This window comes from Leucobacter alluvii, from assembly GCF_039530485.1.
Taxonomy (GTDB): domain Bacteria; phylum Actinomycetota; class Actinomycetes; order Actinomycetales; family Microbacteriaceae; genus Leucobacter; species Leucobacter alluvii.
This window is the reverse complement of sequence record NZ_BAAAOP010000012.1, coordinates 185583-199962: the sequence shown is the minus strand read 5'-3', so window position 1 is coordinate 199962 and position 14380 is coordinate 185583. Positions and strand designations below refer to the sequence as shown.

The 14380-nt window shown below is 68.7% G+C and carries 17 protein-coding genes; 11 read left to right on the top strand and 6 right to left on the bottom strand.

Translation table 11 applies throughout. The features are described 5' to 3' along the window. Positions 1-48: 48 nt before the first annotated feature. Complete coding sequence (locus ABFX18_RS12195) at positions 49-255, bottom strand: hypothetical protein (protein ID WP_346058457.1); 207 nt, start codon at positions 253-255, stop codon at positions 49-51. A 209-nt stretch (positions 256-464) separates the two neighbouring features. Here ABFX18_RS12195 and ypfJ point away from each other — a divergent pair, with 209 nt between their 5' ends. Continuing rightward, on the top strand, positions 465-1355 hold the full coding sequence (gene ypfJ, locus ABFX18_RS12190) for a KPN_02809 family neutral zinc metallopeptidase (protein WP_346058456.1): 891 nt from the start codon (positions 465-467) through the stop codon (positions 1353-1355). 11 nt (positions 1356-1366) lie between these two features. Here the strand turns inward: ypfJ and ABFX18_RS12185 are convergent, their stop codons facing one another. Genes ABFX18_RS12185 through ABFX18_RS12175 form a run of 3 tightly spaced genes read right to left on the bottom strand, consistent with a single transcriptional unit; the run spans position 1367 to position 3427 of the window. Then, complete coding sequence (locus tag ABFX18_RS12185; RefSeq protein ID WP_346058455.1) at positions 1367-2260, bottom strand: LysR substrate-binding domain-containing protein; 894 nt, start codon at positions 2258-2260, stop codon at positions 1367-1369. Next, the gene (locus tag ABFX18_RS12180) at positions 2257-2655 is read right to left on the bottom strand and encodes an MGMT family protein (RefSeq protein ID WP_211650219.1); all 399 of its coding nucleotides are present in this window, start codon (positions 2653-2655) and stop codon (positions 2257-2259) included. The genes ABFX18_RS12185 and ABFX18_RS12180 overlap by 4 nt, the downstream gene beginning before the upstream one ends. Positions 2656-2707: 52 nt before the next feature. After that, positions 2708-3427 (bottom strand): VIT1/CCC1 transporter family protein, encoded by a 720-nt coding sequence (locus ABFX18_RS12175; RefSeq protein WP_200329897.1) that lies wholly within the window; start codon positions 3425-3427, stop codon positions 2708-2710. Positions 3428-3630: 203 nt separating this feature from the next. On the opposite strand from ABFX18_RS12175, the gene ABFX18_RS12170 reads away from it, so the two are divergent. The 3 genes from ABFX18_RS12170 to ABFX18_RS12160 all read left to right on the top strand — a co-directional run bounded on the left by ABFX18_RS12170 (position 3631) and on the right by ABFX18_RS12160 (position 5446). After that, entirely contained in the window at positions 3631-4116 is a 486-nt protein-coding gene (locus ABFX18_RS12170; protein WP_090147460.1) for an SRPBCC family protein, read from the top strand. A 39-nt stretch (positions 4117-4155) separates the two neighbouring features. Then, on the top strand, positions 4156-4614 hold the full coding sequence (locus ABFX18_RS12165) for an ASCH domain-containing protein (protein WP_346058454.1): 459 nt from the start codon (positions 4156-4158) through the stop codon (positions 4612-4614). A 199-nt stretch (positions 4615-4813) separates the two neighbouring features. Then, on the top strand, positions 4814-5446 hold the full coding sequence (locus tag ABFX18_RS12160) for a maleylpyruvate isomerase family mycothiol-dependent enzyme (RefSeq protein WP_346058453.1): 633 nt from the start codon (positions 4814-4816) through the stop codon (positions 5444-5446). A 16-nt stretch (positions 5447-5462) separates the two neighbouring features. Here ABFX18_RS12160 and ABFX18_RS12155 read toward each other — a convergent pair whose 3' ends face one another. Then, on the bottom strand, positions 5463-5780 hold the full coding sequence (locus tag ABFX18_RS12155; RefSeq protein WP_090146996.1) for a hypothetical protein: 318 nt from the start codon (positions 5778-5780) through the stop codon (positions 5463-5465). Between the two features lie 141 nt (positions 5781-5921). Between ABFX18_RS12155 and ABFX18_RS12150 the strand changes: the two genes are divergently transcribed. Further along, on the top strand, positions 5922-6968 hold the full coding sequence (locus ABFX18_RS12150; RefSeq protein ID WP_346058452.1) for a hypothetical protein: 1047 nt from the start codon (positions 5922-5924) through the stop codon (positions 6966-6968). 48 nt (positions 6969-7016) lie between these two features. Then, positions 7017-7940 (top strand): hypothetical protein, encoded by a 924-nt coding sequence (locus tag ABFX18_RS12145; RefSeq protein ID WP_346058451.1) that lies wholly within the window; start codon positions 7017-7019, stop codon positions 7938-7940. 24 nt (positions 7941-7964) lie between these two features. Here the strand turns inward: ABFX18_RS12145 and ABFX18_RS12140 are convergent, their stop codons facing one another. Continuing rightward, complete coding sequence (locus ABFX18_RS12140) at positions 7965-9014, bottom strand: LLM class flavin-dependent oxidoreductase (RefSeq protein ID WP_346058450.1); 1050 nt, start codon at positions 9012-9014, stop codon at positions 7965-7967. A gap of 171 nt (positions 9015-9185) precedes the next feature. Between ABFX18_RS12140 and ABFX18_RS12135 the strand changes: the two genes are divergently transcribed. From ABFX18_RS12135 to ABFX18_RS12115, 5 genes are all read left to right on the top strand, one after another. Continuing rightward, positions 9186-9971, top strand: coding sequence for an ABC transporter ATP-binding protein (locus tag ABFX18_RS12135; protein ID WP_336661311.1), 786 nt, complete (start codon positions 9186-9188; stop codon positions 9969-9971). Beyond that, the gene (locus ABFX18_RS12130; RefSeq protein WP_346058449.1) at positions 9968-10276 is read left to right on the top strand and encodes a hypothetical protein; all 309 of its coding nucleotides are present in this window, start codon (positions 9968-9970) and stop codon (positions 10274-10276) included. Before ABFX18_RS12135 ends, ABFX18_RS12130 begins: the two co-directional genes overlap by 4 nt. 346 nt (positions 10277-10622) lie before the next feature. Next, positions 10623-11375 (top strand): ABC transporter permease, encoded by a 753-nt coding sequence (locus ABFX18_RS12125; protein ID WP_346058448.1) that lies wholly within the window; start codon positions 10623-10625, stop codon positions 11373-11375. A gap of 38 nt (positions 11376-11413) precedes the next feature. Further along, positions 11414-12958, top strand: a complete 1545-nt coding sequence (locus tag ABFX18_RS12120; protein ID WP_200329880.1) for a leucyl aminopeptidase family protein — start codon at positions 11414-11416, stop codon at positions 12956-12958. A gap of 5 nt (positions 12959-12963) precedes the next feature. Further along, entirely contained in the window at positions 12964-14313 is a 1350-nt protein-coding gene (locus ABFX18_RS12115; protein WP_346058447.1) for a M18 family aminopeptidase, read from the top strand. Positions 14314-14380 lie beyond the last annotated feature (67 nt).

Here is a 14380-nt window from a genome sequence, read left to right as displayed (position 1 = left end):
CAGCACCGATGCGGCTGCGAGATCATCGCCTGTTGCGCTCTCATCGCACTACTCGCCGGTCAGACGTCGGCGCAGCTCACCGGCGGTCACGATGTCGTTCTCCATCGCTCGCACATCCGCCTCCGAAACCGAAGGGTCGTGCTTCGCGCGGTCGATGCGCCGAAAGCTCTCCTCGATCTCAGCATCGAGCCCCGAGGTCACCGATTGCTGTATCGCCTGAGGGAGGCGTCGGAAGTGTGCGTTGTCGTCGGACATGATTCCCAGGTTAGGGGGAGTGCGCGTGCACTTGCTCCCGCTTGCTTCGTCGCGTCCGTTCGAGTAAGCGAGGAGGCGGTGCGGCGCTCGCTCCTGCACCAGGGGGATACAGCTCGCCCGAATCCTCACTAGTATCGGCTACACACCACGATCGGTACTCTCGCGCGAAACGCGCTCGGGAACAGTCCCTCGCATCTCCAGGAGCAGCCTTGACGTTCAACGAAAACGTGCGCATCGACAACAGCAAGGTGAGAAAGCGCAGCGGTGCGCGCACCGGTGGCATGGTGGCGGGTGGCGGAATCGGCATCGCGCTCCTGCTCGCGCTCGGCTCGCAGCTGCTCGGGTTCGATCTCACGCCGTTCGCCCCGGCGGTGCAGCAGGCGATCGGAGCCGGCACCACCTCCGAGCAGTCGGAAGCCGTGCTCGACGCCTGCAAGAGCGGCGTCGACGCGAATTCCGATGACGAGTGCCGCATGAATGCCACGGCGGACTCTCTCGATCGCTACTGGGCGAATGAGGTCGGCAACTATCGGTCGCCAGGACCGGTGATCCTGTTCGACGGGCAGACGCAATCCGAGTGCGGGGCCGCCTCAGCATCGACGGGGCCCTTCTACTGCCCGGCGGACGAGACCATCTACATCGACGTCGCCTTCTTCGACACCCTCTCGAACGAATACGGAGCGTCAGAGGGGTCGCTCGCGCAGATGTACGTGCTGGCGCATGAGTGGGGGCACCACGTCTCGAACCTCATCGGTTCGCTGCAGGGCGCCGGCCGTGAGACGGGCCCAACGTCTGGTTCGGTGCGCCTCGAACTGCAGGCCGATTGCTTCGCGGGGGCCTGGGTGCAGGCCGCGTCGACCGTCACCGATGATCAGGGCGTCACCTACCTCAAGCCGGTGACGCAGCAGCAGATCGACGACGCGATGAGCGCCGCCGCTGCGGTGGGGGACGACCACATCATGGAGGCCGCAGGCGTCGAGGTGAACCCCGAGCGGTTCAGCCACGGCACCTCGGAGCAGCGGCAGCGCTGGTTCATGACGGGTTACGAGCAGGGGCCGACGGCCTGCGGCACCTTCGACGTCAGCGCGGCTGACCTGTAGCGAACGCCGGATCAGCGGCGCTTGCGCCGCTTGGCCTGCCGAGCCTCTGCCTTCTTGCGCTCCGCCTTCTCCTTCGCTGCCTGCAACTGCGCGCCGCGGGAGTTCGGCTTGAGCTTGGGTGCCTGCTTCTTCGGCTGTGCGTGCACTCGGGGGGCTCTGGCGGTGCTCTTCGCCTCTTCCTGGGCCGACTCCCGCGAGCTGTTGGCCGTGCGGCCGCGCAGGATGCCCGCGAGGTGCTGCACCGTCGCGTCGTCCCGGTCCACGTTCCACACCGCCCAGACGACGGGACCGTCGAGCGGCCGCTCACCCGGCTCCGGGCGGACCGGGAGCACCGTGTGCTCGCGCTTGTTGATCAGGTGCCGTGCGAGCGGCACGGGCAGGAGCACGGCGCCGGCGCCGGCGGCGACGAGGGAGAGCGCAGCGCGCGGGCCCCTCGGCATCCATTCAGGATCCCCCCACGGCTGCGGCGCAGGCCATGCCGGGAAATGGTCGGGGTGATCGAGCAGTGTGACGAACGCGATCTCGGCAAGACTGACCGATTCCTGCTCCGCGAGCTCGTGGTCGGCGGGCACGACGAGTGCCAGCGACTCTGCGTAGAGCCGGATGGCGCGACGAGGGCTCTCATCGCCCTCGGAGTCCGCCGGTCTGCCGTCGGGCGCGGTGCGCTCGATGAGCACGTCGCACGCGGCGGCCGAGGAGGCCGTCTCCTGGTTGCGCGCTGCGAGCGGCGAGCCGAACGCGACCTCCAGCGGCACGAGTTCGAGCTTGCGTCCGGGCGTCGCCGCCTTCCAGCGCCGCGCCCACTTGCTCGGGGCGATGCCGCGGGCGAATCCGAGGCGGAGCGGCCTCGGAGCGGATTCGGCGCCGGTCGGTGAATCGGATTCGTTCGCGGTCGTGTCGCTCACAGCGCCACCTCTCCGTAGATCTCGTGCGTATAGGGGAGGCGAGCCGCCGATAACGCGATCCGGTACTCCCCGGAGCGTGCGGCGCGGTGCGCGACCTCCGCGCTCGCCGCAGCCGCTGCGGTACCGGCGCGCGGCGCTCCGGTCACGCGGATCGGGGTGCCCTCGTCGACATAGTGCGGGAGCGCGAGCACCGCGTGACCCTGCGGCGGGTTGCCGCTCGCGGGCACGACGCGCCACCAGGGCGATCCGTGGCCGTAGAGCGCCATGACTCGGCCGACGGCGCGCGGCGCTTCGGAACCGACCGCGATCCCGACATCGCCGTACGTCATGACACGACCGGGCGGGATGCGCGCGACGACGTCGAGCACCGCTTCGACGAATTCGGCGCTGGGCATGCCTCAAGCCTACGCGCTCGAGCGTGAGTGCGAGACTGTTCGCCGTGCCTCGCTAGGCGACCGAGACGCCGAGCAACGAGCCGATCGTGTAGGTCGCGGCGACGGCGATGCCGCCGAAGAGCAGCTGGCGGGCAGCGCCCATCAGCCAGTTGCGCTTCGTGAAGCGAGCCGCGAGTCCGCCTGCGATGAGCAATCCGACGCCGCCGAAGGCGAGTCCGAACCCGAGCGTGCCGAACCCGAAGATGAACGGGAGGATCGGGATCAGCGCCCCCACGCCGAACGCCACCAGTGACGAGAACGCCGCGACCCACGGCGACGGCTGCTCCTCCGGGCTGACGCCCAGCTCGGAGAGCAGATGCACGCGCACGGCCTGATCGGCGTTCGCGTGGACCTGCTCCGCAGCGGTCTCCGCGATCCTCGGCTCGACGCCCAGGTTCTCGAGCAGCGCCGTGAGCTCGGCCATCTCCCCCTCGGGGTTGCGCAGGTGCGCTTCTCGTTCGATCCGTACCTCGGCGTCGAGCTGCTCGTTGGCGGTGCGCACCGAGGTGTACTCGCCGAGGGCCATCGAGACCGCGCCGGCGATCAGGCCCGAGATGCCGGTGATCGCGACGATCCCGGGTGCGGCGCCCGCCGCGGCGATGCCCGCGATGAGGCCCAGGTTCGACACGAGGCCGTCCATGGCTCCGAAGACGCTCGCTCGCAGCCAACCCGCGCCGATGTCTGCGTGACGGTGGTCGTAATCGTGCGGGTTCGCGATGTTGTAATCGCTCATGTGTGCTCCCAGTGTTGCGGTGCGCGGTGGCGCACGAGCAGCAACCGTAGCAAGTTTCCGGCGATCGGGAGAAGCCCGGATCAGACCTCGAAACAGGGTGTGTCGGGAGTTCGATGGGGCGAACTTTCTCGGCGGGTGCCGCCGCCGCTTAGGCTGTGCATGCGGGATGCTCGATTCCGCGCACGATGAGCCTGGAGGCCGACATGACCGAAGCAAGCGGACGCGTCGTCGCAACCGAACGCGGACGAGACCTGATCCTGGTGCGTTCGCTGTCGCTCAGCGACACCGAGGCTTGGGCCCACCTCACCGAATCCGAGCTGACGGAGACCTGGTTCGGTCCGTGGGAGGGTGATCGTCGGGTCGGCGGCACGGTGCGCGTGCGCATGCGGTTCGAAGATCACGAGCCCGAGATCACGATGAAGGTGCTCGCGTGCGAGGCTCCGCGCTTTCTCGCGCTCCTGTCCGATGAGGAGGTCGGTGCGTGGCGGCTCGAGCTGCACCTCGAGGCCGACGGAGACGACTGCTTGCTGACCTTTGTGCACCACCTCACCCCCGACGACGAGGTCGGCGAGATCGGGCCAGGGTGGGAGTACTACCTCGACCTGCTCGTCGCGTCCACCGAGGGCACCGAGCGCCCGGGATTCGACCAGTACTACCCCGAACTGCGGGAGGCCTACCTGGCGATGTGATTCGCGCGGGACCGGGCAGTTCGAGATAGATTGCACAGCATGAGTGTGGATGCTGCAGTCGTTCGGTTCTGGGAGGAATGCCGCGCCGAGGACCCCGCCTTGCCGGAGGATCTCCCAGAGGTCTGGGCGTTCGGGGCGATCCCGGAGCACGCCGACCAGCTGCTCGAACTCGTGCTCGCCGGAACGAAGACGGGCACAGCCTCGTCGCTCTGGGACTATGAAGCGAGCGGCGATCCGGTGCCGGCGGTCGGTGACTTCAGCATCATCCTCGACGGGTCCGGGGCGCCGCGAGCAGTGCTCGAGACGACGCGGATCGAGACCGTACCGTTCTGCGATGTGACCGCCGAGCACGCCCGCTCCGAAGGGGAAGGGGATCGCACGCTCGCCGACTGGCGCGACACCCACGAGCGCTACTGGCGCCGTTATTCCGAGAACGAGCGCGGCTTCGAGCCCGACATGCCGGTGATCTGCGAGCGCTTCAGTGTGCGGTATCCGTGACGGCGACGGGGCGGCGGCGGCGCGTGCTCGCGAGGGCGCACGTTGTGCTCGGCTATGCGGAATGAAGGTGCCGAAACGCGCTTTCGGCGCTGGGCTCGCCGGCGCGGGCAGGCGGAGCGCCGTGCTGCGGGCTGCGCCGTGCCAGAATATGCTGCGGCGATCCTTCTGAGCGCGGCCGAAGAACCTCTGAAAGGCGCATATGCAACGCGAAGCGTATGAGAACCTCGTGCGAGCCGAGCGATCCAGATTGGAGCAGGTGCTCTGCGGGTTCACGGATGCCGAGTGGCAGGCGACATCCCTCTGCGACGGGTGGACGGTCGAGGAGGTCGTCGCCCACCTCACCGCGGCCGCGAGTACGGGAACCGCAGCGTGGCTGCTGAGCATCGTGCGCGCCGGATTCGACGCTGCGAAGCACAACGACCGCATGATCGAGCGCTACCGCGGCTCGGATGCGATGGGAACGCTCGCCCGCTTTCGTGCGGCTGTGCCGAGCCGGATCACCCCGACGCGCGACTACGCGGCCTTTCTCGGGGAGGTCGTCGTGCACAGCCAGGACATCGCGTTCCCACTCGGGCGGGCGCTCGATCCCGATCCGCGCAGCGTGCTCGAGATCGCCCGCTTCTTCTCGACTCGGGATTTCGCGGTGAACAGCAAGAAGATGGTGCGCGGCCTGACGCTCGAAGCGAGCGACGCCGACTTCCGCTCGGGGCAGGGGCCGTCCGTGCACGGGCCGATCCTCTCGCTCGTCATGGTGATGGCGGGGCGGCGCGCGTTCCTCCCGCACCTGTCGGGGGACGGGGTCGGAGAGCTTGCGGGGCGCCTGAGCGTGTGAGGTCGAACGCGATGAGCTACCCGCGCCGCTCGCGATCGCGTTTCCGCGCAGCATCCCAGCGGTCCCAGCGCGGCTCGTGGACGCCGTGCACGATGAGGTAGGCGCGGTTGCACGGTGCGCAGTAGCCGCGCGGGGCGATGTGCTCCGGCTTGCAACGGCGGTCGTAGTCGGCGAAGTCGATGCCGTCGTCGAGTACTTCGCCCACGCTGAGCCCGCAGAGCGTGAGCGGGCCGAGGTCGGGCGCTGCGATGTGATACGAGAATCCCGTGCGCGCCTTCACGGTGATGAAGCGGTCGCGGGGCATCGGCTTTCGATCCCACTCTTTCTTGCCCATGCGTGAGAGGCTACCGCGACAGTGAGTCTTCATGAGATCCGCATCCGGAGCCGTCGCGGCTCCCGTTCAGAGTATGATGAGGCCGTTCGATTCAGCCATATGCCGCGGCAGCCATATGCGCTGCGACAGTGGAGAGGGAAGATGACGAACCCCGACTCGTTCCCCCGTCGCGAGGCTGAGAACGGCGAGGCTGAGAACGGCGAGGCCGAGAGCTTCGACAGGATCGCTCGAGACCTCAGAGAGCTCCGTGAAGCGGCCGGCCCGGTTTCATTCGCGGAACTCGTGCGCCGGATCGCCGACCTTCGCATCGGGAGAGGGGTTTCCGCCGCAGCGGCCATTCCCGCTCGATCGACGGTCTACAACGCCTTCCAATCGGGGAGGAGCCGGATGGATCCGGCCCTGCTTCGAGACATCGTCCTCGCCCTCGGGCAGAGCGAAGAGGAAGCGGTGCAGTGGGTGCAGCGCACCCGGCACGCTCGGAGGATCGAGCGTGCATCCGTCGCCGAGCCGTCGGGCAGTGCTCCCCGTCCGGGATCGGATGCTCAGTCAGCACGCCGGCTCCCGGCGCTGCCCGTGCTGCTGCTGCTCCTCGGGCTCGTGGTGTGCAACCACGCCAGCCACTGGTTCCTCGCGGCGCCGCTCGACCTTCCCGTGTATCTGGACATGGTGGGCACCGCCGTAGCTTCGATCGCCCTCGGGCCGTGGTACGGCGTCGCCGTCGCGATCGCCACCGGACTCACGGGGCCGATGTTCGAGCCGGGCATCATGGCCTTCACGCTCGTCAACGTCACCGGAGCCCTGGTCTGGGGATATGGCGTGCGCCGCTTCCGGTTCGGGCACGACATTCTGGGCTTCTTCGTTCTCAGCCTGCTGGCGGCGACCGCGTGCAGCCTCGTCGCGACACCGATACTCGTGGCGATCCGAGGAGGCGCGTACGGGGCGATCGGTCGAATCTCGGAATCGCTCCAGGAGGCGGGGATGCCCTTCATCGCGGCGACCTTCACCCCGAATCTCTCGACGTCGATCCTCGACAAGCTGCTGACGGGTTTCATCGCCCTCGCGATCTTCGCAGTGATCCGCAGTCGAATGAGGCTCTCCGCGAAGCACATGCCGCTCATCGAACAGCTCGGGGCGCTGCGGGAAACGCCCGGTCGGAAGGCACGCGTCTCGGTTTTCGCACAAATCTGAACAGCGAGCAGCCCCGAGAGGCGCCCAGACGAAACTACGGTCGAACCCATGGCCTTCATGTTCGCGCGCACCTTCTCGCTCACCCTCACCGCGCTGCTGCTGCTCGGCGCCACCGCATGCGCCGGGAACGCGGAACCGCAATCGGAGGCGCACCTGGAATCTTCGGAAGCACCCTCCGGCTCCGAGGCTGGGACGGACGCATCCGAGACGGCGCCGACGACAGGCAGTCTGGCAGATGCGCAGGGTGACATTCCCTGGCCGACGACCATGACGCTCCCGACTCGCGATGGCGTGAGTTTCGACCAGATCGAGAATCACTACGCCTGCGACGGAACGCTGCTCGCGGTCCTCGTGAGCAGTCCGGACGCAACGGAGCAGAGCACGCGCGAGTATCTCGAGAGCATCCAAGATCTTTTCGCCGTTCCCGAGGATGTGAGGCAGGGGCACGGGCAGGATTCGATCCGAGACAGCGACACCGGAGGCATGAAAGCCGAGGGGCAGATTCAGGATCACCCCAGCGCAATGGATGCGACCAAGATCGTGGGGTGGGAATCCCTCGACGCCGGCGGTTACCGCTTCCATCTCCAGGAGACTGCGAAGCCGGGGATTCCCGTGCACGTGGAGAACACCCCTGGTGAGAGCTGGAGCGATTTCCCGCACCCTGAGGCGGCGACGTTCGAGGAGTGCGACGCCCGCGAGTCGTCGGGCTACCGCGACGGCACCGGGTTCACGCCGGCGTCCACGACGTGGACGCTCACAGGATCTCCGGTGATTCAGCCGGAGGTGCAGACGTGGATGGAGGGGCTCGCGTCAGAGGGGTGGGACGTCGAGGAGAATCCCGCCATGGAGGGCGCGGGGATGCCGGAAGCCGTTCTGACCTCGGACACGCACGCCCTCCACTACGCCATGAGCGGTGACTATCTCACACTGTTCGTGAGCGATCGGAACCTCGACAAGTTTCTCGGGCTCTGAGGGGCGGAACCGCACCGGGCGCACTCACATCGCGTCGCCCTGCACCGGCCCCTCCGTGTTCGGCTTCCACCCGAGCGCGGGCGCGACGTGCTCGGCGAACGCCTGGAGCACGTGCAGGTTGTACTCGGGCCCCAGCTGGTTCGGGATCGTCAGCATGAGCGTGTCTGCCGACATGACGGCCTCGTCCGCCTTGAGCTGCTCGATGAGCCGGTCGGGGGCGTCGGCGTAGGTCTTGCCGAACGTCGACCGGAACCCGTCGATGATGCCGACCTGGTCCATGTTCTCGCGGGAGCGCAGCCCGAAGTACGCTTCGTCTTCGGCCGACACGATCGGGAAGACGCTGCGACTGACGGAGACGCGCGGGCTGCCGGTGTGACCCGCTTCGCGGTACGCCTCCCGGTAGCGGTCGATCTGCTCCCGCTGCAAGACGTGGAACGGCTGACCGGTCGCTTCAGTGAGGAGGGTGGAACTCATGAGGTTCACGCCCTGCCGGCCGGCCTGCTCGGCGGAATCGCGCGATCCTGCGCCCCACCAGATGCGGTCGCGCAACCCGGGCGACCGGGGCTCGATGGCGAGCCGTCCCGGGGGAGCCATCTGCGGATCGCTGTCGACGACGGCTTCGCCATCGATCGCGCGGAGGAGCGTGTCGAACTTCTCTCGAGCGAGATCGGCGCCGCGCGGGTCGTCGGATCCGCCGTACCCGAAGGCTTCGTAGCCGCGCAGTGCGGTCTCGGGGGAGCCGCGGCTGATGCCGATCGCGATGCGCTGATCGGCGAGCAGGTCGAGCGCGGCGAGTTCTTCGGCCAGGTAGAGGGGGTTCTCGTAGCGCATGTCGATGACGCCCGTGCCGACTTCGATGCGCTTCGTGCGGGCGGCCATCGCGGTCAGGAGCGGGATCGGCGAGGCCGCTTGCCGGGCGAAGTGGTGCACGCGAACGTACGCGCCGTTCACGCCGATTTCATCAGCGCCCTCGGCGAGTTCGACGGTCTGACGCAGCATGTCGCCCGCCGTGCGGACGCGTGAACCGGGAACGGGGCCGTAGTGCCCGAACGAGAGGAATCCGAATGCTTTCATGCCCGGTACAACCCCGGGCTCCCAACTATATTCCCGCGCATACACTTTCCGTTCGTGCGACGCCTCGCTCTCGAACGCCCGCTGGTACCGGCGGCGAACGGCACCGTAGACCCATCGATGTCGTACTCCGGCACGATCCGCACGAGCGCGCCCCGCTCGTACCTTCGGAGTATGCAGACAAGAACTGGCGGAAGAGAAATGGTCGCGCTCGTCGCCGACCTGGGCAAGTACTACGGCGATGGCGAGCAGCGGGTGCACGCGCTCGACGACGTCTCGATCGGCATCGCGCGCGGGCAGTTCACGGCGATCATGGGCCCGTCGGGGTCGGGGAAGTCGACGCTCATGCACGTGATGGCCGGCCTCGACACCCCGACGAGCGGGCGGGTGTGGCTCGGCAGCGACGAGATCACGGGGCTCGGCGATGCCGCACTGACCCGGCTGCGACGGCGCAGGATCGGCTTCGTGTTCCAGTCCTTCAACCTCGTGCCCACCCTCGACGTTCGCGGCAACATCCTCCTGCCGTTCCAGCTCGACGGAGTGAAGCCGGGTCGGGAGGAACTCGCCCGCATCGACGCGCTGCTCCACAGCCTCGGTCTCGCCGATCGCGTCACCCATCGACCGCACGAGCTCTCGGGCGGTCAGCAGCAGCGCGTCGCGATCGCTCGAGCTCTCGCCACGCAGCCCGACATCATCTTCGCGGATGAACCGACGGGCGCTCTCGACACGCGCACCGGGCGGGAAGTGCTCAGTCTGCTGCGATCGGCTGTCGAGCAGTCCGGGCAGAGCATCGCAATGGTGACGCACGATCCGATCGCGGCGAGCCACGCCGACCGGATCCTCTTCCTCGCCGACGGCCGCATCGTCGCCGACCGCGGCGCCATGTCACCCGAGCAGATCTCCGAGACGATGCTGGGGCTCGAACGGGGGGCCGCAGCCGGCCTCGGTGAGCGCGCATGAGCGCGGTCGGGACTGCGACGGGACAGCTGCGCGAGCACGTCGCGACAATCGTGGTGGCGGCGCTCAGCACCCTCTTCGCCGTCACCCTGATCCTCGGCACCGGCATCCTCACCGCGGCGCTCGACCCGGCACTGATCGCAGAATCGGGGACCTTCCGGCTCGTGATGCTGATGGTGAGCGTCATCTTCATCATCATCGCGCTCTACGTGGGCGCCATCGTGACCGCGAACACCTTCGCCACGGTGATCGCGGGTCGCACGCGCATCATTGCGCTCCTCCGGCTCGTCGGCGCCACGGCTCGCTAGGTTCGCTCGCGCGTCGCAGCCGAAGGCCTCATCATGGGAGCTCTCGGGGCCGTCGTCGGCTGGGGGCTCGCGGAGGCGCTCGCATTCGGAGTCACCAGGCTCGGACCGGCATGGGGGTGGCTGCCTGAGGGCCGTGAGTATCCGCTCTTCGATCCGCTCTCGTTCATCGCCGTCGCGGTCGTGGCGCTCACGACGTGGGCGGCCGCCTGGGTCGGATCGCGTCGGGTTGCAGCCGTCTCTCCGATCGCCGCGACCGGCGCGGTCGTGGAGCCCCGGCCCGAGGCGGCGCGCGGTCGCTCCGGGCGGTCGGTGTGGGCGGTCAATCCTGATCGTCTCGGGCTGCGCATTGCTCGCCCTCGGCCTTGTGCTCGGGTTCCTCACCCCCCTCGGACTCTTCGTGGCCTTCCTCGGCGGCCTGGCCTCGTTCACGGGGATCGCGCTCGGCGCACACCTGATCATGCCTCCCGTGCTGCGTCTGGCCGGTCGCATCGTGGGGCGGGGGCCGACCGGCGCGCTGGCTGCCGCGAACGCGGTGCGCTACCCGGAACGGAGTGCGCGCTCGACGATCGGGCTCGTGATCGGGGTCACGCTCGTAACGCTCTTCGCTGTGGCGCTCGACAGCTACCGATCGATGACGCTGCTCGCGTTCGAGCTCGATCCAGCCATGGCCCGTGCACTGGACCAGACGCTCAGCATCACGACGGGCATCTTCACGGGACTCGTCGGCTTCTCGGCCGTCATCGCGGCGGTCGGCCTCGTGAATACGCTCTCCTTGGGGGTGCTGCAGCGCACGCGGGAGCTCGGGCTGCTGCGCACGCTCGGCTTCACGGGAGCGCAGGTTCGGCGCATGATCATCGCGGAGAGCGCGCAGATGACGATCGCGGCGCTCGGGTTGGGCCTCGTGCTCGGTATCGGATACGGCTGGGTGGCCGCTCAGTCACTCCTCGGGTCGCAGGTCGGGCTCGCCCCTCCCACGGTTCCGTGGCCCGTGCTGCTCGGCGTCGTCGTCTTCGGCGCAGTGCTCGCGGTGGGCGCGGCCGCAGTGCCGGCACGACGCGCGATCCGGCTCTCGCCCGTCGCTGCGCTCGCAGCGGATTGAGCGCAGCGATGTCTGCGGTCAGGGCTAGTCTGGACGCCATGAGCGTTGTGATTGACCCTGCATTCGATCCCGTCCCCTCCCTCGCCGCCCAGGCCTCGGTACGCGTCGTGACAGGGGGTGAAGGAGACGCGGCTGCTGCCGTCGCCCGCTTCGTATCGAGCGAGGGCGATCTGCCCGAGGGCCTCGGGTCGGTCGACCGCGAAGCGCTCGCCGCAGCAGGCTTCACCGCCGCGAAGAACCAGACCCTCGTGCTCCCGGGAGCGCATCTGCAGGTGCTCGTGGGAACCGGCGACGGCATCGCTTCGACCGCGCAGCTGCGCGATGCCGTTGCCGCATTCACGCGTGCGGCTCGAGAGGTCGCCGACCTCGCAGTCGACCTGCGCGATGTCGTATCCCAGGGCGACGGGCTCTCAGTCGCAGACGCGGCACTCGCCGCCACCGAGGGCGCGATGCTGGCCCGCTACCGCTACGACGCGCTCAAGGGCGAGCCGAACACGGTCGCGCTCGCCTCGCTCGAAATCGCAGTCTCCGACTCCGATGCCGAAGCGGCGCGCGACGGCGTGAACCGCGGGCTGATCCTCGCACGGTCGGCGAGCGTCGCCAGGGATCTCGCGAACACCCCGCCGCGTCACCTCAGCGCGGAGAAGTTCGCCGAGGTCATCGAGCGGCTCGCGCCCGAGTTCGGGCTCGAAACCGAGATCTTCGACCGTGCGCAGCTCATCGAGCTCGGCGCGGGTGGGCTGCTCGGCGTCAACGCCGGCAGCGTGGAAGAGCCCCGCATGATCAAGATCTCCTATCGGCCGGCCGATCCGGAGGGCCACCTCGCGCTCATCGGCAAGGGCATCATGTACGACTCGGGCGGCATCAGCCTGAAGCCGTCGAACGCGATGCACGCCGCCATGAAGTTCGACATGATGGGCGCCGGATCGGTGTTCTCGTCGATGATCGCGTTGCGCGACCTCGGCGCGAAGACGGCGGTCACGGGCTGGCTCATGTGCACCGACAACATGCCGTCGGGCAGTGCGACGAAGCTCGGCGACGTGCTCACGATCCGTGGCGGCAAGACGGTGGAGGTCAAGAACACCGACGCCGAGGGGCGACTGGTGATGGCCGACGGCCTCGTGCTCGCGACCGAGGATCGCACGATCGACGAGCGCCGCCCCGACGCGATCGTCGACATCGCCACGCTGACCGGGGCCGCCATGGCCGCACTCGGCACGCGCACCGCCGCCATGCTGGCGAACGACGACGCCGTGGCGGCGCAGCTCCAGGCCGCCGCCGACGCGACCGATGAGAACATCTGGCGCTTCCCGCTGGACCACCGGTACCGCGAGCAGCTCAAATCGAATGTGGCCGATCTCTCGAACATCGGCGGGCAGTACGCCGGCGTCATTCTCGCCGGGCTGTTCTTGAACGAGTTCGTCGATGGCACTCCCTGGGGCCACCTCGACATCGCAGGAACGATGCAGTCGGAGAGCGACGACCTGTGGCGCTCCGTCGGGTCAACGGGTTTCGGAGCACGACTGCTCGCCGAGTACGCCACGAACTTCACCCCTTCGGCAGCCGCCGGCGAAGGAGCCTGACACCCGTGTCCCGTTCACTGCTGCAGAATCGCGACGCCTACATCGGAGCGTTCGGCGACTTCGTATCGGCGTCGCCGAGTTCGTACCATGCGGCCGGGGCGCTCGGCGAGACCCTCTCGAAGGCGGGATTCGCAGAGCACGATGAGACGGCCGCGTGGGCACCGCTCGAGGCCTCGGGTCGAGGATTCGTGCGCCGCGACGGCGCCGTGATCGCGTGGCGGGCCGGAGTCGACGTCGACGCGACCAGCCCCGTGCGGGTGCTCGGCGCCCACACCGACTCGCCGGGGTTCGTGGTGAAGCCGCGGCCCGACTTCGAGTCGGACGGGTGGGCGCAGGTCGGCGTCGAGATCTACGGCGGCCCGCTGCTCACCTCGTGGCTGGACCGCGATCTCGGGTTCGCCGGTCGCGTCGTCACGCGCGACGGGGCCGAGCACCTGGTCCGCACGGGCGCCGTCGCGCGCATCCCGCAGCTCGCGATCCACCTCGACCGCGACGCCAACAAGAATCTGACCCTCGATCGGCAGCGGCACACCCAGCCCATCATCGGCTTGGCCGGTGAAGAGGTGTCGATACTCGCACTGCTCGTGCGGGAGCTCGGCGGCGGGCGCACGGGATCGGGCCGCGGTCGCGCTGCAGCCCGATCCGCTGCGCGTGCCGCGCTGACGCCCGACGACCTCGCGGGCGTCGACGTGCGCCTGTACGACACGCACGGGCCTCAGCGCATCGGTGCGAATGCCGAACTGTTCGCATCGCCCCGCCTCGACAACCTGAGCTCCACGTACGCCGGCCTCGCGGCGCTCATCGAGACCGAGCCGCATCCCGGCACCATCTCGATGGTTGCGGCGTTCGATCATGAGGAGCTCGGATCGAACACGCGCTCGGGTGCCGCTGGTCCCTTCCTCGCAGACGTGCTCCAGCGACTTCGCGGCGGGCTGCACGCGACCGGAGAAGACGCGGCTCGCGCGCTCGCGGCCTCCTGGTGCCTGTCGGCCGACGCCGGCCACTCGGTGCACCCGAACTACTCCGAGAAGCACGACCCCAGGGTGAGACCGCTCGCGGGTCGCGGGCCCATGCTCAAGATCAATGCGAACCAGCGGTACGCGAGCGACGCTCACGGCGCAGCGCTGTGGAGCCGGCTCGGAACAGCAGCTGAAGTGGAGACCCAGGAGTTCGTCTCGAACAACACGGTGCCCTGCGGTTCGACCATCGGCCCGATCACCGCCACCCGCCTCGGCATCCGCACCGTCGACGTCGGCGTGCCCCTGCTCTCGATGCACTCGGCACGTGAGCTCGCGCACGTCGACGACCTGCACGGGCTCGCGAAGATCACGGGCGCGTTCTTCGCGCACGCGTAGCCGAGCGGATGCAGCGCCGGGATCGGCCGCTCAGCTGCTCTGCGGGCGGCTGATCCCCCCGACGCAC